This window comes from Paraburkholderia largidicola, from assembly GCF_013426895.1.
GTDB lineage: Bacteria > Pseudomonadota > Gammaproteobacteria > Burkholderiales > Burkholderiaceae > Paraburkholderia > Paraburkholderia largidicola.
In genome coordinates this window covers 102697-126935 of sequence record NZ_AP023176.1, presented here as the reverse complement: position 1 = coordinate 126935, position 24239 = coordinate 102697, and the positions used below count along the sequence as shown (strand labels likewise).

Sequence of the window (24239 nt, the reverse complement as noted above, 5' to 3'; positions counted from 1 at the left end):
ATCCACCTCCAGGGAACTGGCCGCACTCATCGCAACGTACAGCGTGCGGCCAGCTTGTTGCTGTCAGGCTCGATCCTGCCCACGCAGGCACACGCGGTTAAGCCGCCTCCGCACTTTCTTCGTCCTGCACCGCACGAAGATCCGCTTGCTGAACTTCGTAGGCGGGAAAGTCGGAGTAGTTCTCTTCGTTTCCACCCCAGAACGCAGCGCGCACGTAAGGCGTAAGTGGCAGATCGTGTGCAAGGCGATACGGAAGATCCGGATTCGACGAGAAGTGGCGTCCGAACGCGACCAGATCGGCCACGCCTGAATCGACGATCTCAATTGCGCTCTCGCGATCAAACCCGCCCGCGGCGATGATCGGACCGGGGAAGTGAGGGCGCAAATAGGCAGCCGCAACGGCGCCATGCCCGTGGTGCAACGTGTCGTCGCCCTTGACGCGCGGCTCGATAACGTGGAGGTAGGCAATCCCGTACGAACCCAGCACCTTGGCGACATAACTGAAAGTGGCTTCGGGGTCGCTGTCGGAGACACCGCCCCATTCGCCCGACGGCGAAATGCGTACGCCGACGCGATCCGCGCCGAACACGGAGATCAGCGCTTCGAGTGCTTCGCGCAGGAAGCGGACGCGGTTTTCGATCGGGCCACCATATTCATCCGTTCGCCTGTTCGTGCCGTCCTGAATGAACTGGTCGACGAGATAGCCATTGGCGCCGTGCAACTCGACTCCATCAAAGCCCGCCTTCTTTGCGCGTTGCGCAGCCCGCCGGAAATCGTCGACGATGCCCGCGATCTCGTGGGTCTCCAGCGCACGGTGCGGCGATACAGGCACGAACCCATCCTGGGTCAATGCAACCCCGTCGAACGGGACCACGGAAGGAGCAACGGGGTCGCGGCCGTCGTTGACTTCCACGTGGCTCTGACGGCCGCCATGAATCAGTTGCAGGAACGCGCGGCCACCCTTGGCGTGGACGGCGTCGGCGATGGCCTTCCAGCCAGCGTCCTGACCATCATGGTAGATGCTTGCCGCACCAAGATATGAGCGCGCCTGCTGCGAAATACTCGCAGCTTCGATAATGACGAGACCGCCTTCCGATGCACGTTGACCGTAGAAATCCGCCATCATCGGGCTCGGAATATCGTCCGGCTGAATCGTGCGCAGGCGGGTCATCGGAGCAAGAACGACGCCATGATCGAGGTCATATGCACCGACGTTTCTGGAGGTGAACAGCTTGGCCATGATGTTTCCTTTGAGAGTTGGGTTGAGCACCTCGGGGAGGGGTGCGTCACGCGATGCGTTGAGATCAAATGTAGAGAATTCGCTGCGCTTGAAATAGGCCGCTATCAGCATGAGGCCTATTCCATGTCGGGATAAGTCAGCGCACGCGTTGTCCAGTCGAAATGAATCTGCGCGTGCGCGCCCGAACCAGGCGCACACGAGGACAGGCTTCAGACCAGATCGGAGGGAGGTGACAGCGCAAGCGCAGAGTGCGCGGAGAGACTGCATGTCGCCGATGCGGACGCATCGACAGGCATTGTTCTTTCGCTAGCAACACAGAACGCGTTGAAGCGTGCACAACGAAAAAGCGCGTGAGACAGCGACGCGCTAGCTCAGTAGCGCGCCGGAATCGGATGGATCAGATGTTCACTACGATCTTGCCGAACTGGCCATTCTGTTCGAGATAGCGATGTACCTCGACCATGTCATCGAACTTGAACTCCCGATCGATGACGGGTTTGAGCTTGCCCTGCTCGATTCCCTTCAGGATGAACTCGACGGCTTCTTTGCGCCGCACGGCGTCGCCGGTGGTCACCCAAAGGTTGTGCGCCCTGACGGTCTGCAGCTTCGCGATCATCGACAAGACGGGAATCTCGGTCGGGCCTTGCGCAAGCGCACCGTAGATGAATGCGATGCCCTGGAACGCAAGCGCGGAAATCAGCTTCGCGAAGTTCGGGCCACCTACCGGATCGAAGACGACACGAGCGCCGTTGCCCCCGGTGATGCGCAGGATCTCTGCGACAAAGTCCGTTTCATTCGTCACGATCACATGCGCCGCACCGGCATCCAGCAAAGCCTGACGCTTTTCCGCTGTGCGCGTCATCGCAATGGCCGTCGCACCCGCATAGTTGGCGATCTGAATCGCAGCCAGACCCACACTGCTCGAAGCAGCCGGGATCACGACGAAGTCGCCCGTCGTCACCCTCGCGTCTTCGATCAGCGCGCTATATGCCGTAACGAACATCATCCAGATGGACGCGGCCTCCGCATGCGACAGTGACTTCGGATGCGCGACGACGGCGTGCTCGGGAACGATGATCACTTCCCCGTAGGTCCCGTATTGATTCTGTGAAAACGATGGAATGACGTTGACCTCGTCCCCAATCGCGATCCCTTCGACACCGGGTCCGACGGCATCGACGATACCTGCTGCTTCATATCCCAATCCTGCCGGAAAGGTAACGGGTTCGATGTAGTCGTCGAGGCGCCACATCGATTCCGCGCGGTTGATGCCGATCGCCTTCACCTTGATGCGAACTTCGTTGGCGAGTGGTTCACGTACGGGCGCGTCGACGAACTCGAGAACGTCGGGGCTACCCGCCCTGGAAAACTGAATGATGCGAGGCATGGCTCTCTCTCTTAAGTGAGGAAAATGAAACGCACGGGTTACGCTTCCGTGGCGGCGTCATATGTCGGAAAGTCTGAATCGTGCCGCTCAGTGTCACCCCAAAATGCTGCGCGCGCATACGGAGTGAGCGGAAGCCGCGCTGTCGCGAACGCAGCTTTGATGTCCCCGACTGTAGTTATTTCGGCGCGGATCGATAAGAGCCGCTATTTGCATAGGGCCTATTCCGTATTGGGATAAATCGCGATGTCCAATGCCACAGCCCTGAAGAACGGGGCGGGAACGTCACCCGGACGCATTGGGACAGGTGAGGTACGCTATCGGCAACCAGACACGCCGCCAGATTGTTTCTGGCTCTAACCCGCGCAGACCGCGACCCGGCAGGCTCGCGTGGCTCAGGAGAACGCCGATGGACCGCCTTGCAGCATTCGAAATTTACATCCGCGTCGTCGACGCGGGCTCGTTTTCAGCGGCGGCAAGACACTTCGACATTGGTCAACCCGCCGTGTCCAAAGCCGTGGCGCAACTGGAGGACTGGCTTGGGGTCAAATTGCTACTGCGTTCAACGCGTGCACTGACGCCGACCGAAGCGGGCCAGAATTTTTATGCGCGGGCAAAGCGCGCGGTCGAGGAATCGGGCGAAGCCGTGCTTGCCGCACGAGGCGCCGCCGCGGGACTGACAGGCAAGCTCCGCGTGTCAGCCGCAGTCTGCTTTGCCAGGCTTCACATCGTTCCAAAGTTGCCCCAATTTCTGAGTCAGCATCCCGAACTGGACGTCGAACTCGTACTGGACGATCGCAATATCGACCTGGTTGAAGAAGGCGTGGATCTGGCGTTGCGAATGGGCGATCTGGCGGATTCGAATATGACGGCAAGACGCATTGGTGAGGCCCGGCGGCGCGTGCTCGCTACGCCCGCGTACTTCGAAAGATGCGGCAAGCCATCGACGCCTGCGGATCTGCTGGAGCATCACGCGATAGTCTATTCACGCGACATCGACGGTGGCGAAGGCTGGACTTTCCGCAGGGACACCGTTGAACAGTCGATCAAACTGCAGAGTCGCGTCAGGATATCCGCGACGGAGGGACTGCGCGCCGCGGTTTTCTCGGATATCGGGCTAGCCGTAGCGTCCGAATGGGCGTTTTCCCCGGAGTTGAAATCGGGGGCTGTCGTCGCGGTAATGGATGACTGGAATCTGCCGACCATCGCGCTTTCGGCGCTTTACCCGACGGGACGGATGGCGAGCAGCAAGGCTCGTCAGTTCGCTGCCTTCGTCGAAGAATGTCTCGCGCCCGAATTCGCCCCGACTTTACTGTCTGCGTGAAGGCCAATGGCTGTCAATACAATCCCTGATCCGTCGATCCGCGCCCACCAGCGAGCGTGACCTGGCGAACCGCCGTCAGGGAACCATCGGTGCGCAAGCCCTTTAGAAACGAAGCGATATCGAATCCATGCGACTCGAGCAGCCGGTAGAGCGTGACGCGCGAAACACCGAGATCGCGCGCTGCGTCGGCGACTCTGCCGCGATGACGCAGCAAGGCCCTTTCAACTGCCTCCTGCTCGGCGCGGCGCCGCACCTGGTCGAGCGACGTCGTGTGCGCATCGACATAGTGCGCAAGGCCAAGGTCGCTCGCGGCGATGACAGAGTTGTCGAACAGTACAACCGCACGCCACACGCGATTTCTCAATTCGCGCACGTTACCGGGCCAGTCGTGCGCACGCAGCGCCCGAACGGCGTCGTCCGAAAAGCCGCGAATCCGGCGACGCGAATCCGCACGCAACTGCTCGAGCAGATGCAGCGCCAGGAGTTCGACGTCGGCACCTCGTGCGCGCAGCGGCGGCTCTTCCATCTGAAGCACGCTCAGCCGATGATAGAGATCCTCGCGAAACCGTCCTTCGCGCGCCGCGCGCCCCAGATCGACGTTTGTCGCGCAAACGATCCTCACATCCACATCGATCGGGCACACGCCTCCGAGTCGTTCAATGCTGTTCTCCTGCAGAAAGCGCAGTAGCGTCACCTGGCTTTCCATCGGGAGATCGGCGATTTCGTCGAGAAATACAGTGCCGCGGTTCGCCAATTCAATGCGCCCCGTCTTGCGCTCATTCGCCCCCGTGAACGCGCCACGCTCATAACCGAAGAGTTCCGAAGTCACGAGATGCACCGGGATCGCACCGCAGTTGATCGCGACAAACGGCGCGTGACGTCGATCCGAGTGCCGGTGAATGGCAAGTGCAGTCAGTTCCTTGCCCGTACCCGACTCTCCCTGGATCAGAACGGGCGCATTGCACATCGCAAATTTGCGCACCGTGCGAAAGAGCTGGCGCATCGCATCGCACGAGCCGATCATGTCGCAATCGACGACGGTCATCGATCCATCTGTCGTGGTTTCGGCCAGTGAGCACATGCCGCGGGCGTGACCGACGGCGTGTCCGAGTTCGACGGCTGTCGTCGGTAGCGTGATGTAGCTGATGCAGTGACGGCGGACAACGGAGCGGACCGCAGGGTCTTCCAGTTGGCCGTGCTGGAGCGCCGCGACCCAGCCGACATCCCGCGTCGCCAGCACTTCCGTGAGCGCGTCCGTGTCACGCGGAAACTTCATCGACGCAAGATCGAGCAATCCACCCGCGCCCGCAACGAGTCGCGTACGACGCTTCGTCCGCGCGCCAATGTCGATCCTGTCGATCACCCATTTCGTCGTCGGCAGCAGCGCATCCGGCAGCGCGCGGTTCCCGCGGCAAACGTGATAAAGCTTCCTCGTCACCGAGTCCATACGAAGCCTCTCCGTCTGATTCTGATTCGAAAGAAAAGCTGATCGACCTGATAAGGAAGCGAAAATTCGCCGTAATGGAAGTGTCGGAGAATGCGGCTTAAGAACGCCTTAAGATCTGTTTTCTATTCGAAACGGAATGGGTTATTTGCGCGCAAATCATTCGCCATGTGTGCGGTAAACCTCATAAGCTGCAGTGAACAGCCAGGTAATGAGAATCAATGACACGACCTTGACGTTGGACCTGCAACGATGAAGATGCAAACAGGGGGATTTCAATCAGCTTGATGCCGATCGTCAATGCGATGCGCCGAACGGACGTGGCGTGTAGTGGGTCAATCCGTCGTTCATCGGATCGAATGGCGCGCCTGCTGTACCCGGTCTCGCTGGCTTCGCGGGGGTATCGCTGTTGGAGTAGGTGCGCTGCATCGGCGGAAGATAGAAGAACTGCCAGCCTGCGTAGGTCTGCTGTCCTTCGAAGTCTTCGAACTGCCGCGGAAAGTTGGAGCGCTTGATCGGCGCATCCGTTGAATTGCTGTGCAAGCCCGCCATCCGTCCCGCCTGATACATATAAACCCAATCGTTCTGCCCGGTGATGGGGTCGGCATACGCGCGCCGCAAATGATGCAGCGGCTCGGGAACACGCGTGTCGTTGAGCAGTTCGTCGACGGAAGCGGGCAGCGCGCGCCCAGCGCGGTAGTAGCGCAATATCGCGAGCCGGTACTGGTTGCCGACGAACAGCAGTTGCTGTTCGTTTTCCCGTTTGCGTTGCAGCGACCAGACATCGAGCGCGCCCATCAGCGCGACGGAAAGCAGCATCAACGCGATCAGCAACGTCAACATCACGAGACCGCGATCCCGCGCGACACGCACGACATGCGCAGTCGTGCGGCGGCCACGCGCTGCGCCGGACTTCATTTGCCCGCTCCCGCGTCACCGGAAGCCGTGCCCTGCGGGCTGCTGGCAGGGACGATATCGTAGACACCCGGCTTCGTGTCATCCGGCGACGCGACGACCGCCCATTTGTCGTCACCGTTGACGGGATCGACGGGAATCGCGCGCAGATAGTGGCGCGTCACAAGTTCGTCGAGCGTGTCAGGATAGGCGGCGTTGTCCCCGTAGTACTTGTCGATCGCATCGCGCATCACAGCGAGATTCTGCGCGCGCACCTGTTCCTTGCCGCGATCGATGCTGTGCATGTAACTCGGCAGTGCGATGGTCAGCAACAGCCCGATGATCGCCATCACGACCACCAGTTCGATCAGCGTGAAGCCGGCATCGCGCCGGCGCATATCGATGCGTTTCATGGTCGCGCTCACCACTGTCGATAGGGAATGCCATTAATACCGACGCGCTCCGACTTCGACGTGACGTCGAACACGTCCTTGCCCGCGTTGCCGCGTTCCGAAGCATCACTGCCGTCGGCATGCACGGGCGGGTCGCCGAACGCACGCAGGCTCCAGGTGTCTTCGGGCGGTGTCCCGACGTCGCCAGCGAAGAACGGGTCGCGCGGCACGCGGCGCAGGAACATCAGCAGGCCGCCCTTCGGGTCCTTTACGTTCTTCACGCCGTCCACCAGCACCGCAAGCGTAGGCGGATAGCCGGACGCTTCCGCTTCCCGCTCGATAAGACCGGCGTCGCTTGCTTCCTTATACGCGTCGAGAGCGGTGCGAATCTCGCGCAATGCTGCGCTCAGTTGCTGCTCCTTTTCGCGCTGCACGATCAGTTGGGAAAACGGCACGACGGCAAGCGCGAGAATGCCGACCAGCGCAAGCGTGATCACGAGTTCGACCAGCGTGAAGCCACGCGGCCTCGCATGGCGCGCAATGCGAACACGGTCCGGACGCACAAGGCGAGGCATCGCTCAGTACCCGCCGTTCTGCACCGGACGCAGCGGGTTGTCGCTCGGCATATCGCCTGGCGGCATCACGAGGTTCGACGGAGGCGCGGCCGGCGCTGACAGCGCGGGTGCGGGCGCAGGCGGAGGCGCCATCTGCGCGCCGGGTGCGGCGGACGGGATCTGTGGCGCGTTCCCGTTGCCGTTCTCGCCGCTCGACTGCGCCTCGGGAGCGCCTTGATCGGCCGGCGGCGTGGCGCCGTTAGCGGGCGGCACCGGCGGCGCAGGCAAGGTCGAATAGCGGCCACCGTACGGCTGCTGCGGCGGCGCCGTGCGGGGTGCCGGCGGCAACTGGCCAAACGCGCTCGCGGGCGGCTGGGTGGTCGGCCGGCCCTGCGTGCTGCTGTGCGGCGTAGAGGCCGCGCCGCCTGTCGTGCCGCCGCCCACACTGCCGGGCGTACGAACGACGGGACGCGGCACCGCCGGTTCCAGTTCCGCGACGACCGGGTCGAGCCGCAGTTGCTCCGAGTGCACGTTGACGTCGGTGCCCGACCAGACTTCCTGCGTATCCGCGTCGGCGGCGATCTGCGGACGCACGATATGCGGCGTGATCTGCAGCACGATCTCCGTCTTCACGTGGTCGCCGTTGTGATTGGAGAAGAGCCGTCCGAGCACGGGCAACTGGCCGAGGCCAGGCACCTTGTCGGCCGTCGTTCTGTCCTGGTCGGAAATCAGGCCGCCGAGGATCTGCGTTTCGCCGTCGCGCAAACGCAGACTCGTCGACGCGTTGCGCGTGCCGATCTGATAAGCGAGTGTCGTCAGCCCTGCCTGCGAACTGTCGCTCTGGATAACCTTGGTGATGTTGCTCACTTCCAGGTTCAGCTTGATACCGACATCGCCGTCCCGATACACCTGCGGCTCGACTTCGAGCTTGATGCCGACGTCGAGGTACTGGACCATCTGCGTATAGGACGGTCCGCTCGTGCTCGGCGTGCTCGAACTCGAAATCACGGGCACCTTGTCGCCGATCAGGATGCGCGCCTTTTCCTTGTTGCGCGCACGAATGCGCGGACTGGCGAGCAGATTGGCATCCGTGTCGCTCAGCTTGAAATTGGCCGTCGCGGACAGGCCGCTCACATTGAGCGCATTGATGGGCAGATGATGCAACTCGCCCCAGGTATTGGCCGTGGCGGGCGTCGACACGGTGAACGAGTTCGGCCATTCGATGCCAAGGTCGGTCATGCGATCGTGCGAAACCTCCAGCACCTGCACTTCCATCATCACCTCGGGCTCGGGAATGTCCTGCGCGGCGATCATTTCCTCGGCCACGCGGATCGTATCGGGCGTGCCGCGTATCGTGACGGTGTTCGACCGTTCGTCGACCACCACTTCCTTCAGTTTCAGCAGGCTCTTCAGCAAGCCCTGAATCTGCTTCCCATCGACATTGGACAACTGGAACGTGCGCACCTTCAGTTCCTGATACTCCAGTTCCTTCGCTGGCGTCGCCGGATAGATGAAGAGCGTGTTCGCGTTCAGTTGCTTCTTGTCGAGCTGACTCTGCATCAGGATCATGTCGACGGTGTCCTGCAGCGTCGCGTTGGTCACGAAGATGGTCGTCTTCAGGTCGGCGCGTACGTCGCGATCGAAAATCACGTTGAGACCCGTCGTTTTCGACAGCGCTTCGAACACCATCCGCACATTGGCATCGCGAAACTGCAGCGTGACGGGCGTCCGCATGATGGACGAGGCGGTGATCTTTTCCTCCTTCAGCGCGCGCTGCTGATTACGCTTGTCCTGGATATCCCTGAGCATCTGCTGCGCCATCGGATTGGTCGGGTTCTGCGCCAGCACCCGATGCACGCGCTCTTCCGCGACCGCATACGAGCCGCGCTGCATCATGCGGTCGGCTTCCTGCAAACTCGTGAGGTCGCGCCGGTCGCGGTCGAGCGCGGCGCCGATCTTGCGGCCACGCTCGCTGGTCGGGTCGATCTGGTAGGCCTGGCCAAGCGCCTTGACCGCGAGGTCGTACTGATAGCTCGCGCGGTACGCGTCCGCATCGTCGAGCAACGCATTCACGCGCGCGTCGCGATCGTGCAGATAGTCGATCTGCAATTGTGCGTTGGTGGGATCGTTCTGACGCGTGGCGGGCGGCGTCACACAACCGCCCAACGCCAGCACGGCCAGGGCGATGCACGCAGCCTGGCGCTTCGAGATCGGCACACGGGGCGAGCCATGCGTGAGGGGCGCGGACTGCGGTGGATAGCGCGTAGATGAGCCGCTGTCCCCGTTGCGGCTCCGATCGCGGCTGCATGCGGCTGTCATTTATTTTCCTTCCCTCATTTTCCTTCGCTTTGCATCGATATGACCTGCCTCTGATTCAACGGCAGATACATCAGTACGATGTCGGCGTCGGAAATCGACTCGACGCGGTACTGTCCATCGACCACTTCTCCCTGAGACACGATCAGCAACTGATCGCCACTGCTCAGGAAGACGCGTGGCTTGAGCGTCGAGCCGTCCAGTTTGCCGAGGTACACATAAGGCACGGGCGGCGCGGTCGGCGGCGGCGGGGGCTCGGGCGCGGCCTGTACCGGCGGGGGCGGAGGCGGCAGCCACGACGACGCGGCAAACGGGTTGTTGCGCGATTCGAGCGACATGGGCTTTCGCAATGCCGCGAGCTTCTCGTTCGAAGTCTTTTCGCTCGCTGCCTGGGTTGCTTTGCCGGGGGATTTCGCGCGGTCGTGCCTTGCCGTGGACCGAACCGAAGAAGCCATCGACGCGGCGTCATGACGCGCGACACTCACCGCCGCCATCGCCGACTGTCCTTCCGGCGCGCGCCACGCCTTCACAGAAAGCGCGATCGTCGCGATCAGGCACATGCCCAGCACAGAGCGGCGAAGGAGAACGGAACTCATGGCCGCGCCGTCCCGTATACGAGTTCGAACCGGACGCGCGCATCGAGCACACTGCCGTCCACGGCGGGCCGTTCGACGTGAATCTCGCGCAGCGCCGCGTTCGGCACGCTGTTGAGCACCGACGCGAGAAAGCGGCGAATCGTGACGTACTGATCCTTGACGGGAAGCAACATCTGATAGCGCACGTAGCGTCCGCCCGGATCGGCAACGATGACGTATTCCGCCGAGCCGACTGCCAGATTGCTGTCGCGGGCGTGCGCGAGTATCGCGGCGATATCGTCCGCGCTATGCGCGAAACGCGGAAACAGATCGGGCAAGCTCGCGAGCACGGCGGTATCCGCGTATGAGCCCGCGTCGCGGGCAACGTCTGCTTTCTTCGCGCCACGCGCAGGCCGAACCTCGTTCGACAGCGCGAGCGTGTCGCCTCGCATGCGTATCGCGTTATCGGCCACGACGGCAGACGCACACAACAACGCGATGCCTGCGATGCCCGCTACGCCGAAGCGCCGCATCCATTCGAAACGCAAAGTCAGGCAGCGCTCGCGGAGAAACTCGACGTTCATGAGCGGCTCCACACGGCGGTTACCTGAAACCGGACGGGCGTGCCCGGAACATTGGCTTCGATCTCGTGATCGTTGAGCACGGCCTCGCGCAACAGCTTGCTCGATTGCAGATAGCGCAGATACGCGATCATTGCGTCGAAATTCTTCGCTTCCGCCGTGATGCGAATCTGGCTCTGTACCGGGTTCTGATCGATGCCGATCAGCGCGACATCATGGTCCGGACAGTCCTCGACGATCGACAACAGGTCTTGCCACGGCACCGTCAGTTCACTCAGCACCGCAAGACTCTGCTTCTCCGCATGCATCGCGGCAGGCGTTGGTTGCGCCCTGACGAGATGCGCTTTGGCGAGCACACGATGACGCGCTTCGTCCAGTCGTTCCTGCGCCTGCTCGTTGTCGTCGAATGCCTGCCACAGCCGCACACCGCTCGCAAGCAGCGCACAGATCGCGATGCACAGCACGACGAGTCCCGCTGGCGCAAGGCGCGGCCGGCGGCGAGCGAAGTCGATGTCGAGTCGCTGGATCATTGCGCGTACTCCAGCAGATGATGCGCGAGGCTATCGCCGCCCTCGGGTGCCTGACAGGCATTGGGCGCAGCCAGCGTAGTCACGCTCGCGAAGCGCGCCTGCAGCGCGGCGAGATCGACTGCAATGCCGCAGCCAAAGAAGCCCAGCGCGCAATCCTCGCGTTTGAGCGTCGTGCGTTCCGCGCAGCGCTCGAACGCCTGTTCCGCGAGCAGCGTGACTTTTGCGGGATCGCATTCGTCTCCCGCGAAAAGGCGCTGCGCGTCATAACAGGCCCAGCCGCCCGCTTCTATCAGCACAGCCTGGATCAGCGCGTCCGCGGCGAATACGACCAGCGCGTTTGCGCGAGGCATTTGGGGCAGCGTCCGGTTGAGCATTTCAGGCAGGCACAGTTTCAACGCCAGCATGCGGGCGCCGGCCGACGCACTCGCCTCGCCCATGCCATCCACCAGCGCACGCGGCAACGCGCTGGCAAACATGGCGCGTCCGCCACGCTGCATGCATGTGCGCACGGCGACGGTCTCTCCATCGACGCCATAGATATCGACGAAATGCGCGCGCGCGATCTCGTCGACTTCGCGCGCGCGCAACGTGCGGAAATCGCCACGCAATATCGCGTGATTGCCCCAGAAATCGTCGAGCACGATATGGGCGCCGCGCGTTCGCGACGGCACGCGCGGCGCTTGCGGCGCATCGCTATCCGGCGCGGGCTCGAGCGCTGCGCGCAGTGCGTCGAACACACCCGCTTGCGTGAACCATTGCGTTTCGGGCATCGGCACACTGCGCGAGCCCGCGGGTGAAGCGGGCTTGCGCGCCGGCATCCAGCGCGGCCTGCACGGCCCTACGGCGACCTCGCGTGTGCCGATGCCGATGTTGAGGTCCGCGCCGCGCGAATCAATCGACCATGGTGACACGGTTGATCTCCTCGAGAGTCGTTTCGCCCTGCCGCACGAGCTTGACTGCCGCACTTCGCAGCGTCTTCATGCCCTGCCGGAATGCGGCCGCCTTGATCTGCATAAGCGGCGCGCGTTCGGACAGCAATTGCCGCAGTTCGTCGTCCATCCGCAACGCTTCCGCGACGGCGCGCCGTCCGCGATAGCCGCTGCCGCGGCAGGCTGCGCAGCCCATACCGCGCCGGAACAGATAGCCGCCCGCCGTGTCCGGATCGATGCCCGATCGCGCGAGCGCATCGGCATCGACGGTATCTTCGGCGACACAGTCCGGGCAGCACTGGCGCAAGAGCCGTTGCGCAATCACGCCGTTCAGTGCCGATACGAAGCTGTAAGGGTCGACGTCCATGTTCGTGAAACGGCCGATCACGTCGAACACGTTGTTCGCGTGCACGGTCGTGAAAACCTGGTGGCCCGTCAATGCCGCCTGCACGGCAATCTGCGCGGTCTCCGGATCGCGGATTTCACCGACCATGATCTTGTCCGGATCATGGCGCAGGATCGAGCGAAGCCCGCGCGCGAAGGTCAGCCCTTTTGCCTCGTTGACGGGAATCTGCAGAATGTCGCCCAGCTGATACTCGACGGGGTCTTCGATGGTCACGATCTTTTCGAGTCCGTCGTTGATCTCCGTGAGGATCGCGTAGAGCGTCGTCGTCTTGCCGCTGCCCGTCGGCCCCGTGACGAGCAGCATGCCGTAGGGCATCGCCGCAACCGTGCGCATGAAACGCGTATCTTCCTGCTGGAAACCGAGCGCTTCGAGCGTGAGTCCGCCCGACGCCTGCGACAGCTGATAACGGTCCAGAATGCGCAGCACCGCGTCTTCGCCGAACTGGTTCGGCATGATCGACACGCGAAAATCGATCTCGCGGCCCGCATAGACGGCCTTGAAACGGCCGTCCTGCGGCACGCGGCGCTCGGCGATGTCGAGCTCGGAAATGACTTTCACGCGCGACAGCACCTGATCCGCGACGTCGCGCCCTTCGACGCGCCCCACCACCGTCAGCACGCCGTCGACGCGGCATTTGATCATCAGCCCATGCGCGCGGCATTCGAGGTGGATGTCGCTCGCCATCATTTTCAGGGCGTCGTAGATCGTCGAATTCAGCAGGCGCACGACGGCGCTGTCGTCGTTGCTGATGCCTTGCAGCGTCAGCGCGAGCGACGCGGGATCGGCGGCATGCTGGGTCGTCTGATCGAACGCGAGCGAGTCCATCGCGCGCACGTCCTTCTCGCGCACCGCGAGCCACGCGGTGATGTCGCCGATGCTCGCGAGCGCCCAGCGATACGGCACGGCAGGCCGCGCGCGCATGCGTTGCTCGATACTGCCGCGCGTGCGCCGGTCGAGCGGATCGGCGATCACGAACAACAGGCCGCGTCCCCCGGCGGAATCTTCGGCCTCGCGAAAGCAGATGCACAGGCGGGTCGTCGCCTCGACGAACGGTACGACGTCGAAATCCGGTTGCAGCGCGTTCAGCGCCTGCATCGTGACCGGCTGCATGTGGCATTGCACGGCGAGTTGCGCCAGCGCCTCGTCGGGGCTGATGGGCATTTGCGTAAGCAGATCTTCGAGCGCGCGCAGACCCGAGCCATGACGCTCGGCGAGGGTGCGCAGCGCGTCGCGCAGGTCGACGCCGCCCGTCCCGCCGATGCCGTTCGCCATGCTCGCCGTGTCCATGACATCCTCGCCTGCTATTGAACGCTCGATGCGATTTCGAAGATCGGCATGTACATCAGCACGACAATGCCGCCGATCACAATGCCAATGAAGATCATCATCGCGGGCTCGATCAGCCGTGAGATCAGATCGATTGCACGCGCCACCTGTGATTCCTGAAACGCCGCGATCCGGTCGAGCACGGGGCCGAGCCCGCCCGTTTTCTCCGCGACGGTCAACAGCCGATACGTGATCGCATCAGCCAGCGACGCCTGCTGGAACGCGTCGGAGATCTTTGCGCCGTTGCGCACCTGGTCGAGCGCACCCGCAAGCGATGCCTGATCGGAACGACCGACGAGTCCGCGCGCGAGATCGAATGCACGGATGGCCGGGATGCCGCCGTCGACGAGCATCGCCGTGGTGCGGAAGAATTGCGATTGACGGAACACACGAAAGTATTCGCCGATGCCCGGCAACGCGAGCATGCGGTCGGCAATCCAGTCGCGCGCGGAAGGACGGCGCAGCACGATCGACGCAACGAACGCGAACACGGCAAAGCCGATTGCGAGTTCCTTGCCATGCGCGTGAACCATGCTGCCCCACGCGATCAGCAGTTGAGAAAGAAGCGGTAGTTCGCGCCCGCTATGTTCGAGCAGCGTCGCGAAGCGCGGGACGACGAAGCCCAACAGAAAGAGCACGACTACCGCGCCAACCACGAGCAGCACCGTCGGATAGATCGCCGCGGACACGACCCGTCCTCGCAGTTCATGCAGCATCGCGCTGTTGCGCGAATAGCGCGTGAGACTGTCTGCAAGACCGCCCGTCTGCTCGCTCGCTTTCACACAGGCGACGAGCACGGCGGGGAACACGTCGCTGGCCTGTTCGAGCGCCGCCGACAACGACTGACCTTCTTCGAGCCGTCGCAACAGCCCGCGATACACGGCGGCGGAACGTTCGCGGCGCTCGTTGCTCGCGAGCGTGCGCAACGCATCGACCACACCGACGCCCGCCGAAAGCAGCGCCGCGAGTTCGCGCGCGAACAGTTCGACATTGAACTTGCCGCGCGCGAGCGCAGGCGTGCGCAGGCGCAACCGCGCGCGGCCGCGCTCGCCGCGCACCGATACGACACGCAGCCCGCGCGCGCGAGCGAGAGACGCGGCCGCCGCCGTCGAATCGCTCTCGACGTGCACCGTCTGCACCGCCCCGTTCGTATCGAAGACCCGCAGCACATACTTCACGTCGCTTCTCCTCGCACCGTTCACCAGGACGTCACGTCCGAGTTCTCGCCCGAGCCGCCCGGCTGGCCGTCCTTGCCGTACGAATACAGGTCGTAGTCGGCGTGTTCGCCGGGCGCGCGATACTGATAGGGGCGGTCCCACGGATCGGGCGGCACGGCCTTCTGCAGATAGGGGCCGCTCCAGTGCGGCGCATCTTGCGGCTTTGTCATCAGCGCCTGCAGGCCCTGTTCCGTGGTCGGATACGCGCCGACGTCGAGCCGGAATTGATCGAGCGCCTTGCCGAGCGATTCGATCTGCGCGCGCGCGATCTTCGTGTTCGACTTGCCGATCTGCTCGAAGTAGCGCGGAGCGACGAGACCCGCCAGCAGGCCGATGATGACCATGACCACCAGCAGTTCGAGCAGCGTGAAGCCTTTCTCGCGCACTGCTTGCCGTGCATGCGTATCGATGGATCTGCCGCATGTGGACATGAACGGGATGTCGCTCACGGTGTGGTCCTCCCTGTGGAATGCCGCGCGTGTCGCGCAGGCCGGACGCCTGTGAGCATTCTTGTTCAGGCCCGCATGGGCGCGAAGTAGGGAGACTCGTGCAAACAGATGGGTAAAGACCCTCCAGTTCTTTGCCGTTCAAACGAAGTAGTTCAACCCATTGCCCGTATCCTCGGGCAGCGCGAGCACGCCGAGATCGAGCGCCGCGTGCACGAGCCCCGTCGCATTCGATACGCCGAGCTTGCGCATCAGGCTGGCGCGATGTTTCTCGATGGTTTTTGGACTCAGGCGCAGTTGCTCGCCCACTTCGCGATTGGTGCAGCCCTCGGCAACGAGACGCAGCACGACGCGCTCGCGGCAGGTCAGCGCGCTCCACCTCTGCGCATGCTGCCCGTCCGGAGGCTGGCCACGCGGCTCGCGCTGCCGTGCGCCGTATTCGTCGAGCGTGGCATTGCGCTGGCCGAGCATGACCAGACGCATCGCCTCGACAAGCTCGTCGAACGCCGCGTCCTTGAGCACATAGCCATCGACACCCGCCGCCAGCGCCTCGCGCATATGCATATCGCTCGCGTGAATGGTCAGCGCGATGATCCTGATCTGCGGCGCCTGCCGCTTGATATGCGCGATCGCCTCGACGCCGCTTCTGCCGGGCATCGACAGGTCCATCAGGATCAGGTCTGGCATCAGCGTCGCGGCGAGGCTGCACGCCTCGACGCCGTCGCCCGCCTCGCCTGCGACGCTGTAGTGCTGCAACGCGCGGACCATCGAGCACAGCCCTCCGCGCAGCAGCGGCTGGTCTTCGGCGATCAGCACCCGGTGGATCTTCTCCACGTTGACACCTCCGCGCGGCGGGTTCACGAACCGTTGCGGGCGACGATTTCGTGGTAGGCGCTCAACAGTTCGTCGGGAGTCGCGAGACCGTCCAGGCGCAGCCACGGCTTGCCCGGCGCGGCGCGGAAGAACGCGACGGCCGTGTGGTTCATCTTGTCGCCGCGATAGACGTTGAAGGCGCGCTGCGCGGCGACGCTCGCTTCCACCGTGCCCGTGTAGTACTGCCATTCCGGCCCCGCACCGAAGCGCTCAGCGTAGGCCTTGAGGCGCGCGGGCGTGTCCTCTTCGGGGTCGATCGAGATCGACACCATATGCACGTTGTCGCGCTCGCTGCCGAGTTCCTCCTGCAATTGCTCGAAAGTCTGACTGACCATCGGGCAGATCGTCGTGCACGACGTGTAGATGAACGTCAACACCACGGGGCGGCCGTCGTTCAGTTCGTCGACCAGCGAAACGGACTCGCCGTCGTCGCGCACCAGCGTGACGGGCGGCAACGCGTAGTCCGCCGTGGTGCGTGTCGTGCCTGGCGCCATGTCGTGATGATGCGCATGCATCTCGTGCTCGCCGGACATCGAGTGAAGCTTGTCTTTCGACTGTTCGTCGTGCGTGGGCATGGCGTCCGCGGGCGCGGCCGTGTCATGCGCGGCGGGCATCGGCATGTTGTCCATCGGCATGTCTGCCGGCATTGCGTGGGCCTCGTGCGCGGCGGCGGCGTCCGTCGCGATGTCTTTTTCTTCTGTGGCTTTTGCTGCTGCCTGCGCCGCTGCCGCTTCCTTCATCACGCGTTGCTTCGCCGTCATGCCTTGTAGCGCGGCACTGTTCGGCGCGTTGTCTTGCGCTGCCTTGTCTTTGGCAACCGTCCCGGCGATCGGGTCATCGCCTTTCGCCTCGTCCATGTTCATCGAGGCATCGTGATGTTGCGCCGTCATCGCCGCATCGGCTGCGGGCGCCTGTTCTTCCCCGGCGCTCAACACGGGTAGCGCCGTCAATCCCGCGCCCGTCAGAATGAGCGCACCGATTACGAGCCTGTGGGTGTTCATCGCGACCTCCTCTTCATGAAGCAACGGGCTGCGAACCAGGGCACGGCGCGCAATTCGCCCTTGCTCGACCAGTCTCGTCAATCGTGTGGGGGACGTCATTGGATGAAGCTCCCCAAAGCACAGTAGGAGAGTTCTACCAGCGTAATACCCCGCGTAAGACGGTGCGGGTGTTCCCCGTACGAAACGCAGCACGTGCCCCGTTGCCGCGGGCGTGGCGCGCGGCCTACAATCCGATGGCGGCTTCAGAGTTTTTCAGGTCAACCAGACGGGAGCGCCCATGCATGCCACTACGTCGCCTGAACCGCCCCTCAAGCTGCGTGATCTGATCGACGCGATGCGCAAGCTGGGCAACGCCATGCGCCATACGCAGCAGACGGCGCACGTCAGCGACGCGCGCGGCGCCGCGCTCGCCCTGACGACCAGCGAAGGCGCGATCGTCAGCACGAATCGCAGCGCCGCCGCGCTACTCGGTTATGCGAGCGCCGATCTCGCCGGCAAGCGTCTCGCGGACCTCGCGCATGAAGAAGATTGCGCGGCCGTCGAAGCGCAGATGCGCGACAGCGCGGATCACGTGTTCCGCACATTCGACGTCACGCTCACGGGCCGCACCGGCCATCGAATGCCTTTGCACGTGTACCAGCAGACGTTTGCACCGAGCCAAGGCGGTGCGCTGCTCCGGCTGATGCTGTTCGCCGAGCCGCTCCCGTCGCTGCGCGGAGAGAAGTCCCGAAGCGCCCAGCCGCCTGCCGACGACGCGCGCCAGCCCACGACCTGGCTCACCATGGGACAGCAGCGCGAACGCGAGCGTCTTGCCGCCGAGCTTCACGACGGCATGGGCCAGGCGCTGACGCTGATCAAGCTGATGGTGGAAGACGCGCGTATGCGTTTGCGCCGGGGCCAGGCCGACGACGCAGCGCAACTGCTCGACGCAACCGTCCTGCAGATACGCGACACCATCGGCGAAATGCGGCAGATATGCGGAGAACTGAGGCCGCTCGCGCTGGAGCGCCTCGGCCTGCCTGCCGCGTTGAGTGCGCTCTGCCGGCGTGTTCAGCAAAGCATCGAAACGCTGCGAGTGATGTTTTCATGCGGCATCGAAGACGGCGAAATTCCCGATCATCTCAAGGCGGATATCTTTCGCGTGGTGCAGGAAGCGCTCAATAACATCGTCAAGCATGCGGCTGCTTCGGAGATTCGCGTCGAGCTGCAGCGCAACGCATCGCACCTGCTGCTGACCATACGCGACAATGGAACGGGCTACGACGCACGCCCGCTTCGCACGGACGACGCCCGCTCGAACGGCCTGGGTCTGACGGGCATGCAGCATCGCGTCGAAACGCAAGGCGGCACGTTCGCCGTGAACGCCATCCGGGACGACGGCACCGAAGTCTCGGCATGCTGGCCTCTGTAGCGCCTCGCGTGGCATGCCGCGTGAAGCGCACGCATGTCCCGGCTAGCCCGCCGCCGTGCCGCTCATGTGCGGCAATGCACCTTTCTCCGCTTCGCCCGCTGCGCCGTCCGTCTGTGTGCCTGCAACGGGCAAGCGATACAGCCCGCCGTCCGTCTCGGGCTCCGCGCATTTCGACGCGAGTGAAGTCAGCAGGCCCATGCTGATCGCCGCAAGCACGAGCTCCGTCACGTTCTCGATCGCAAGCTTGTGCATCACGCTCGCGCGATACTTCTCGATCGTTTTCGGACTCAGGTTCAGATACTGGCCCACCTGCCGGTTGGTCCGCCCTTCCGCGATCAGCTTCAACACGCTGCGTTCGCGGGCCGTCAACAGGTCCCATGCTTTCTTCGGCGCGGCGATCTCGCGACCCGTCACGAACGAATCGACCATGAAGCCATAGACGTCCGCGCTCAGATGTTTCTTGCCCTGCATGACCGTGCGCATCGCGAAGAGCAGTTCGTCGAACGACACATCCTTCAGCACGTAACCGTCGACACCCGCGCGCAACGCCTCGCGCACGTATTCCTCGCTCTGATGCACGGTCAACGCGATGATGTGCACGAGCGGCGAGCGACGCTTGATCGCTGCCGTCGCGTCGATGCCGTTCATGCCGCGCATCGACAGATCCATCAGGATCAGGTCGGGTGCCAGCGACATGGCGAGCTGACACGCTTCCTTCCCATCGCGCGCCTCGCCCACTACTTCATATTCGCTTTGCGCCGACAGCATCGAACGCAATCCGTTGCGCAGCAGGTCGTGGTCCTCTGCGATGATCACGCGATGTTTGATGTTCACGGTCGGCTCCTCGTCTGGTAAGTGTGCGTGCCATACATAGCGAGCACAAAATTCTTCTTCTTTCGATTGTTACTTTCTCGAACATTACGTATATATTTCGTTATGCTAACGCATGCCGGCAATACCCTGTCAGGCCTGCGCCCGGCTCAGAAAGAGCAAGGAGCTTGCCATACGCGCAGAACCTGCATGCGTGCCTGACTATTTGAAAACCGTCAAAGATCGGTAATTTTTGCGCGCAAAAACGTTTCAATCCTGATCAATTTCTTTCCGTTTCACGCGCCCGTAATACTTTGGAAAAAGTCCCGTTCAGCAGTGAGATGCGAGTTAACAGGTAGTTTTCACCCCAACGGTATGCTCCGCTTCGGGTTTCTTTCTTTGCGCGCCCATGCGCGCCAAAACTCCCGACGAATTCGCCCTTGCGGCAACCGCCTCACCTGTAACGTTTCTGTACAGTGGGTGAAAGCCCTCCGCGTTCGCCTCAGAAAAAGGGGAGATCGCCCCATTGCTGGCGTCTGGACTGCGCACCACAATCAGAGCACGAGCGGAGATCCATCATGCGCGTGCACGCAGCGACACGACCGGCACCTATGGCATCCGCGCCATTCGTTTTGTCGGCCGTCGTGCTCGGTCTGGCTCTGGCGCAGTCCGCGCACGCCGATATTTTCGGCAAGGTCGACAGCACGGGCGCAATCGTGCTGACCGATATGCCGGGCAAGACGGGCATGTCGGTGATCGTCGCGTCGCCGCCGTCACCGGGCCGCGCGAAACAGCCCGTGCAATCGACGCATGTCGATGCCTCGCAATTCGAACCCGTGATTGCCGAAGCCAGCGAAACCTTCCATCTGCAGCCCGAACTGTTGCGCGCGGTCATCGACGTCGAATCGCGCTACAACCCCAACGCTGTCTCCGACAAAGGGGCACTGGGCCTCATGCAGTTGATGCCGGACACGGCGCGCCGCTTCTCCGATGGCGACATGTTCAATCCGCGCGACAACGTGCTTGCGGGCGCCCGCTATCTGCGCTTTTTGCTCGATCTCTTCAAGGACGATATGGAACTGGCGCTCGCTGCGTACAACGCGGGCGAGAACGCGGTGATACGCGCGGGCTACAGGATTCCGTCGTTTCCCGAAACGCGTTCGTATGTGCCGCGCGTGCTCGACAAATACCGGCGGTTGCTGCCTGCGAGCAGTTGAACATCGCCACTGCGACCAACGCTACGGCACGATCCAGTCGCTGTCCGCGACCACGCGCAGTCTGTCCGGCTCGGCAAAGCGCACGATGTATCCGCCCTTCGATGCATAACGCTGCCCAGGTGCGAGCGTGAGGCGCGGATAGTAGCCGGTGAGAATGCGATGTTCGAGCATGTCGTCGATACGTTCGACGAGGTAGTCGCGTACGAAGGCATCGACCATATGGCTCAGCGTTTCGGCGAGCAGCCCGCACGCCAGATAGGTATCGGCCTGCACACGTTCGTCGACGACGGGAATATGGCGTATCGCGAACCAGCCGAACGCATAGTCGACGCGCACGCGCCGGCCTTGCGGCAGATCGACGGGATACGCGAGCCTTGCGTTGTCGCGCCAGTGCGCTGGCAGCGGTACGCGGTCGAGCCCGCCCATCAGCCCGGACACATACACGGCCACCGAGGCAGCCGGCGCGTCGCCGAGCGCGGCAAGGTCGGGCGGCCTGAGCCATAGCACGAGCACATCCGCGTGCGACGCGCTTCGCAGCGCCGACGCTACGTGCGCGTTCGCTGGCATCGCGCGATTCTCGACGGCGATGCCCTGCTTCTTCAGATCCGCGGCAAGCGCCTGCGCCGCGGCCTCGCCGCTATCGCCCGCGCGATACACCTGCAGCACGGCCTTGACCGGTCGCGCCGCAGCAGAACTGGCGGGCTCGCGAATCCGCTTTGCAATCAGTTCCGCTTCGAGCAGCACGCCTCGCGAGAAATACATCGAATAAAAGTCGTGTTCCCTTTCGACTGGCACCTCGACGTTCGGAAACAGACACGGCACCTGCTCGCGCTCGCAGAAATCATGGACAGGTGCCCAGTTCCTGCCACCGAGTCCCGACAGCACGGCGAACACCGGCTGCTTCGCAAGATACTCCCGCAATTGCGCCTGCCACGTCTCGGGCGGCCCGTGGAGTTCCCATACATGCAGTTCCCAGCGCCGGTTGACCATGAACATCATCTTGCGCGACGAGCGCAACGCGGGCGTCGCACCCAACGGCGCAGCGTTCTTGTCAGCGAAGTAATGTTCGAGCACATCGAGCATGCCGCGCCGCTTCACAGGGTCGGCGTCGGGCGTGATGATCGTTGCGAAGTGCAGCACGGTGTCCGTGACGCCGAGCGCCCTGCGTCTGTCCAGTGTTTTCAGATAGCCGATCAGCGCATGCATGTCCGCATCGCTCAGATCGAATTGCGGCATCAGATAGCCGAGCGGCTTGCCTTCGGAATCGATGCCTTCGCGGATTGCGCGCGCGAGTGTCGCTTCCGTGTACGGCTCGCGACTGGTACGCATGCCGTCGATGAACGGCACCGTCAACTCATCCGGGTTGTTCGTGGCTGGATGAAACAGATACTGCGCGGCAATGGGCGGAATGACCGTGTTGCCTTCCTTCGCGCCAAGCCCGCTGCGTCGATGGCAGTTCATGCAGGCGGCCGTTGCGCCTCGCATCGCGAGTTGCCCCTGATGCGTCGCTTCGACGGGGCGGCCGTCGCCGGCAATGCCTTCCCGAAAGATCGCTTCGCCGGCGTCGACGGGCGGCGCCCCGAACGCGTGATGTGCGGACACCAGCAACGCGGCCGCCAACGCGCTCGCAACGAGCAGCCGCCGTGCAAACACAGTGGCCGTTGCGACGAGGCCGGGCATGATCGTTACTGCGCCGGAGCAAACGCGGAACGCGGCGCAGGCATACCGCCCGCGCCGACTGCCACCGACGCGCGCCGCCCCGGCACCAACGGCTTGACGAACATCGCGTCTTCGAGCGGCGGATTCAGGGACACCCGCTCGAGCACGAGCCGGTCTTTCTTCGCCGCGCCCGCCACACCGCTTTCGATCGCGAACGGCACCTGCACGCCGTCGACCTCGCGATAGTCGCGATACGTCACCTCGATCTTCACAGGCGCGCCCGACAGACCCGGCGCTTCGCGATCGTACCTGACGTCGAGAAACGAAGCGGCGTCGACCCATACATGGCGATGCGCGCCCGACGGCAGCGTGACGGCAAGCCGGTAAGCGTCCTTTCCTTCGATGGCATCCATGCCGTCGAGCGATACGGCAATGCCCTTTGCCACGTGATCGAGCAGCGGGCCGTCGATCACCTGTTCGTCGCGCGCATAACGGACTTCTGCGGGCGCGTAGGGCTGCACATCGGGCGCGCCGCCCGACGACGGCCGGATCTTCCACCCTTCCTTGCCGTCGAACACGCGCACGATCCGCTGGTTCATCGCCGTGATCTCGAAGCGCGTGCTGTTGGGCCGTCGCAGCGCCAGCATGAACGGCGCATTCGGTGTCGGCGCATTCGCGCTTTCGACATGCCCCATCCAGATCATCGTGTGGACCTTGCGCCATGCGTCCACGCCGCCGCGCGCGGCCGCATTCTTCACGATGATCTCGTCGACCGTAAGCGGCTGCGCGGCGGCAGGCATCTGCGCCCACGCGAGCGCGGACACACAGACCGCCAGCAACCGTGAGGCGATGCGTTTCATGATCGTGACCTCATCGACGTGGCGTCATTTCGCGGCGACCCTGGCGGGCGCCGGTTGCGGCTGCGCGGGTAATTGCGGCTTCGCGAAGAGCGCGTCGTCGGCGGGCTGGTTCACCGTGACATGCTGGATCGTCATCTGATGCTTCTGCTTCACGCCCGTCACCTGTGTCTCGAGCAGATGCGGCACCATCAAGCCTCCCTCGCGCCGGTAATCGCGGTAGTAGACGGACACGACATGCATGCGTCCATCGAGCTTGCGCGGATCGCCTTCGACCTTGACTTCGAGAAAGCTCGACGCGTCGATCCACACATGCCGTTGCGCGTGATCTTTGGTGGTCAACAGGAGCTTGTAGGCACGGTGCCCGTCGATCGTTTCCATCCCCTGCAGCGTGACCTGACTGCCCTTGGCCGCATAGTCGACCAGCGGCCCGTCGAGATCGGCTGTTTCCGCCGCCGATTTCGCCTCGGCAGCCGTATAGGGTTCTGCGACGTTGCGGCCGAGGAATGGACGCACTTTCCACCCCTGGCTGCCGTCGTAGACCTGGTAGGCGATCTGGTTGTCGAAGTTCAGTTCGAAGCGGCTCTTGTGCGGCCGCTTCATCGTCATGACGAACGGCAGCTTGACGGGCTTCGTGCCACCCACGTCGATCTGTCCGCTCAATGTCATCGTGTTGACGGCGCGCCAGGCTTGCAGTCCGCCGCGCGCCGCTATGTTGCGTTCGACGACCTGCGTCGCGCTCATCCCGCCGCCGCCCGCCGCCAGCGCGGCGTGCGCAGCGAAGCTCGCGGCCACTACGCCCGCCATCGAAACAATCGTCCGAAAGCCCCGGTTCATGTCGATCTCCTCAATG

At 63.3% G+C, this 24239-nt stretch carries 23 protein-coding genes; 3 read left to right on the top strand and 20 right to left on the bottom strand.

The window, feature by feature from the left end; all coding sequences use genetic code 11:
* Window positions 1-97 precede the first annotated feature (97 nt).
* Complete coding sequence (locus PPGU16_RS29355; protein ID WP_180727086.1) at window positions 98-1240, bottom strand: alkene reductase; 1143 nt, start codon at window positions 1238-1240, stop codon at window positions 98-100.
* A gap of 397 nt (window positions 1241-1637) precedes the next feature.
* Window positions 1638-2627 carry a zinc-dependent alcohol dehydrogenase family protein gene (locus tag PPGU16_RS29350; protein ID WP_180726267.1) on the bottom strand — a complete coding sequence of 330 codons (990 nt, stop codon included), beginning with the start codon at window positions 2625-2627 and terminating at the stop codon, window positions 1638-1640.
* Window positions 2628-3033: 406 nt separating this feature from the next.
* Between PPGU16_RS29350 and PPGU16_RS29345 the strand changes: the two genes are divergently transcribed.
* Window positions 3034-3948 carry a LysR family transcriptional regulator gene (locus PPGU16_RS29345; RefSeq protein ID WP_180726266.1) on the top strand — a complete coding sequence of 305 codons (915 nt, stop codon included), beginning with the start codon at window positions 3034-3036 and terminating at the stop codon, window positions 3946-3948.
* A 13-nt stretch (window positions 3949-3961) separates the two neighbouring features.
* Here PPGU16_RS29345 and PPGU16_RS29340 read toward each other — a convergent pair whose 3' ends face one another.
* The 14 genes from PPGU16_RS29340 to PPGU16_RS43420 form a co-directional block, all read right to left on the bottom strand.
* On the bottom strand, window positions 3962-5395 hold the full coding sequence (locus PPGU16_RS29340) for a sigma-54 dependent transcriptional regulator (protein ID WP_180726265.1): 1434 nt from the start codon (window positions 5393-5395) through the stop codon (window positions 3962-3964).
* 294 nt (window positions 5396-5689) lie between these two features.
* Window positions 5690-6310 carry a type II secretion system protein gene (locus tag PPGU16_RS29335; RefSeq protein WP_180726264.1) on the bottom strand — a complete coding sequence of 207 codons (621 nt, stop codon included), beginning with the start codon at window positions 6308-6310 and terminating at the stop codon, window positions 5690-5692.
* Window positions 6307-6699, bottom strand: coding sequence for a type II secretion system protein (locus PPGU16_RS29330; RefSeq protein WP_180726263.1), 393 nt, complete (start codon window positions 6697-6699; stop codon window positions 6307-6309). Before PPGU16_RS29330 ends, PPGU16_RS29335 begins: the two co-directional genes overlap by 4 nt.
* An 8-nt stretch (window positions 6700-6707) precedes the next feature.
* Window positions 6708-7253, bottom strand: coding sequence for a type II secretion system protein (locus PPGU16_RS29325; protein ID WP_180726262.1), 546 nt, complete (start codon window positions 7251-7253; stop codon window positions 6708-6710).
* Window positions 7254-7256: 3 nt separating this feature from the next.
* Window positions 7257-9551, bottom strand: coding sequence for a secretin GspD/PilQ domain-containing protein (locus tag PPGU16_RS29320; RefSeq protein WP_243460715.1), 2295 nt, complete (start codon window positions 9549-9551; stop codon window positions 7257-7259).
* Between the two features lie 14 nt (window positions 9552-9565).
* On the bottom strand, window positions 9566-10144 hold the full coding sequence (locus tag PPGU16_RS29315; RefSeq protein WP_180726261.1) for a hypothetical protein: 579 nt from the start codon (window positions 10142-10144) through the stop codon (window positions 9566-9568).
* Window positions 10141-10707, bottom strand: coding sequence for a hypothetical protein (locus PPGU16_RS29310; protein WP_180726260.1), 567 nt, complete (start codon window positions 10705-10707; stop codon window positions 10141-10143). The genes PPGU16_RS29315 and PPGU16_RS29310 overlap by 4 nt, the downstream gene beginning before the upstream one ends.
* A complete protein-coding gene (locus tag PPGU16_RS29305; RefSeq protein ID WP_180726259.1) occupies window positions 10704-11234 on the bottom strand; it encodes a hypothetical protein in 531 nt (176 codons plus the stop codon). The genes PPGU16_RS29310 and PPGU16_RS29305 overlap by 4 nt, the downstream gene beginning before the upstream one ends.
* On the bottom strand, window positions 11231-12145 hold the full coding sequence (locus PPGU16_RS29300) for a hypothetical protein (RefSeq protein WP_180726258.1): 915 nt from the start codon (window positions 12143-12145) through the stop codon (window positions 11231-11233). Before PPGU16_RS29300 ends, PPGU16_RS29305 begins: the two co-directional genes overlap by 4 nt.
* The gene (locus tag PPGU16_RS29295) at window positions 12126-13856 is read right to left on the bottom strand and encodes a GspE/PulE family protein (RefSeq protein ID WP_180726257.1); all 1731 of its coding nucleotides are present in this window, start codon (window positions 13854-13856) and stop codon (window positions 12126-12128) included. The genes PPGU16_RS29300 and PPGU16_RS29295 overlap by 20 nt, the downstream gene beginning before the upstream one ends.
* A 14-nt stretch (window positions 13857-13870) precedes the next feature.
* Complete coding sequence (locus tag PPGU16_RS29290) at window positions 13871-15073, bottom strand: type II secretion system F family protein (RefSeq protein WP_180726256.1); 1203 nt, start codon at window positions 15071-15073, stop codon at window positions 13871-13873.
* A gap of 20 nt (window positions 15074-15093) precedes the next feature.
* Window positions 15094-15543, bottom strand: coding sequence for a type II secretion system major pseudopilin GspG (gspG, locus tag PPGU16_RS29285; protein ID WP_243460763.1), 450 nt, complete (start codon window positions 15541-15543; stop codon window positions 15094-15096).
* Between the two features lie 156 nt (window positions 15544-15699).
* The gene (locus PPGU16_RS29280) at window positions 15700-16392 is read right to left on the bottom strand and encodes a response regulator (RefSeq protein WP_180726254.1); all 693 of its coding nucleotides are present in this window, start codon (window positions 16390-16392) and stop codon (window positions 15700-15702) included.
* A 23-nt stretch (window positions 16393-16415) separates the two neighbouring features.
* On the bottom strand, window positions 16416-17006 hold the full coding sequence (locus PPGU16_RS43420) for an SCO family protein (protein WP_408430130.1): 591 nt from the start codon (window positions 17004-17006) through the stop codon (window positions 16416-16418).
* A 703-nt stretch (window positions 17007-17709) separates the two neighbouring features.
* On the opposite strand from PPGU16_RS43420, the gene PPGU16_RS29270 reads away from it, so the two are divergent.
* Entirely contained in the window at window positions 17710-18843 is a 1134-nt protein-coding gene (locus PPGU16_RS29270) for a sensor histidine kinase (RefSeq protein WP_180726252.1), read from the top strand.
* 42 nt (window positions 18844-18885) lie between these two features.
* Here PPGU16_RS29270 and PPGU16_RS29265 read toward each other — a convergent pair whose 3' ends face one another.
* Complete coding sequence (locus PPGU16_RS29265) at window positions 18886-19677, bottom strand: response regulator (protein WP_180726251.1); 792 nt, start codon at window positions 19675-19677, stop codon at window positions 18886-18888.
* 554 nt (window positions 19678-20231) lie between these two features.
* Between PPGU16_RS29265 and PPGU16_RS29260 the strand changes: the two genes are divergently transcribed.
* Window positions 20232-20870 carry a lytic transglycosylase domain-containing protein gene (locus PPGU16_RS29260; protein ID WP_180726250.1) on the top strand — a complete coding sequence of 213 codons (639 nt, stop codon included), beginning with the start codon at window positions 20232-20234 and terminating at the stop codon, window positions 20868-20870.
* 21 nt (window positions 20871-20891) lie between these two features.
* On the opposite strand, the gene PPGU16_RS29255 is transcribed toward PPGU16_RS29260, so the two are convergent.
* Genes PPGU16_RS29255 through PPGU16_RS29245 form a run of 3 tightly spaced genes read right to left on the bottom strand, consistent with a single transcriptional unit; the run spans window position 20892 to window position 24223 of the window.
* Entirely contained in the window at window positions 20892-22550 is a 1659-nt protein-coding gene (locus PPGU16_RS29255) for a c-type cytochrome (protein ID WP_180726249.1), read from the bottom strand.
* A gap of 5 nt (window positions 22551-22555) precedes the next feature.
* Window positions 22556-23389, bottom strand: a complete 834-nt coding sequence (locus tag PPGU16_RS29250; RefSeq protein WP_180726248.1) for a LolA-like protein — start codon at window positions 23387-23389, stop codon at window positions 22556-22558.
* A gap of 24 nt (window positions 23390-23413) precedes the next feature.
* A complete protein-coding gene (locus tag PPGU16_RS29245; RefSeq protein WP_180726247.1) occupies window positions 23414-24223 on the bottom strand; it encodes an outer membrane lipoprotein-sorting protein in 810 nt (269 codons plus the stop codon).
* Window positions 24224-24239 lie beyond the last annotated feature (16 nt).

Bases quoted from the DNA above. Each gene is read 5' to 3' on its own strand.
- PPGU16_RS29355 (WP_180727086.1), bottom strand. From the start codon at position 1,240: ATGGCCAAGCTGTTCACCTCCAGAAACGTCGGTGCATATGACCTCGAT.
- PPGU16_RS29350 (WP_180726267.1), bottom strand. From the start codon at position 2,627: ATGCCTCGCATCATTCAGTTTTCCAGGGCGGGTAGCCCCGACGTTCTC.
- PPGU16_RS29345 (WP_180726266.1), top strand. From the start codon at position 3,034: ATGGACCGCCTTGCAGCATTCGAAATTTACATCCGCGTCGTCGACGCG.
- PPGU16_RS29340 (WP_180726265.1), bottom strand. From the start codon at position 5,395: ATGGACTCGGTGACGAGGAAGCTTTATCACGTTTGCCGCGGGAACCGC.
- PPGU16_RS29335 (WP_180726264.1), bottom strand. From the start codon at position 6,310: ATGAAGTCCGGCGCAGCGCGTGGCCGCCGCACGACTGCGCATGTCGTG.
- PPGU16_RS29330 (WP_180726263.1), bottom strand. From the start codon at position 6,699: ATGAAACGCATCGATATGCGCCGGCGCGATGCCGGCTTCACGCTGATC.
- PPGU16_RS29325 (WP_180726262.1), bottom strand. From the start codon at position 7,253: ATGCCTCGCCTTGTGCGTCCGGACCGTGTTCGCATTGCGCGCCATGCG.
- PPGU16_RS29320 (WP_243460715.1), bottom strand. From the start codon at position 9,551: ATGACAGCCGCATGCAGCCGCGATCGGAGCCGCAACGGGGACAGCGGC.
- PPGU16_RS29315 (WP_180726261.1), bottom strand. From the start codon at position 10,144: ATGAGTTCCGTTCTCCTTCGCCGCTCTGTGCTGGGCATGTGCCTGATC.
- PPGU16_RS29310 (WP_180726260.1), bottom strand. From the start codon at position 10,707: ATGAACGTCGAGTTTCTCCGCGAGCGCTGCCTGACTTTGCGTTTCGAA.
- PPGU16_RS29305 (WP_180726259.1), bottom strand. From the start codon at position 11,234: ATGATCCAGCGACTCGACATCGACTTCGCTCGCCGCCGGCCGCGCCTT.
- PPGU16_RS29295 (WP_180726257.1), bottom strand. From the start codon at position 13,856: ATGGACACGGCGAGCATGGCGAACGGCATCGGCGGGACGGGCGGCGTC.
- gspG (WP_243460763.1), bottom strand. From the start codon at position 15,543: ATGTCCACATGCGGCAGATCCATCGATACGCATGCACGGCAAGCAGTG.
- PPGU16_RS43420 (WP_408430130.1), bottom strand. From the start codon at position 17,006: ATGCCCACGCACGACGAACAGTCGAAAGACAAGCTTCACTCGATGTCC.
- PPGU16_RS29270 (WP_180726252.1), top strand. From the start codon at position 17,710: ATGCATGCCACTACGTCGCCTGAACCGCCCCTCAAGCTGCGTGATCTG.
- PPGU16_RS29260 (WP_180726250.1), top strand. From the start codon at position 20,232: ATGCGCGTGCACGCAGCGACACGACCGGCACCTATGGCATCCGCGCCA.
- PPGU16_RS29255 (WP_180726249.1), bottom strand. From the start codon at position 22,550: ATGCCCGGCCTCGTCGCAACGGCCACTGTGTTTGCACGGCGGCTGCTC.
- PPGU16_RS29250 (WP_180726248.1), bottom strand. From the start codon at position 23,389: ATGAAACGCATCGCCTCACGGTTGCTGGCGGTCTGTGTGTCCGCGCTC.
- PPGU16_RS29245 (WP_180726247.1), bottom strand. From the start codon at position 24,223: ATGAACCGGGGCTTTCGGACGATTGTTTCGATGGCGGGCGTAGTGGCC.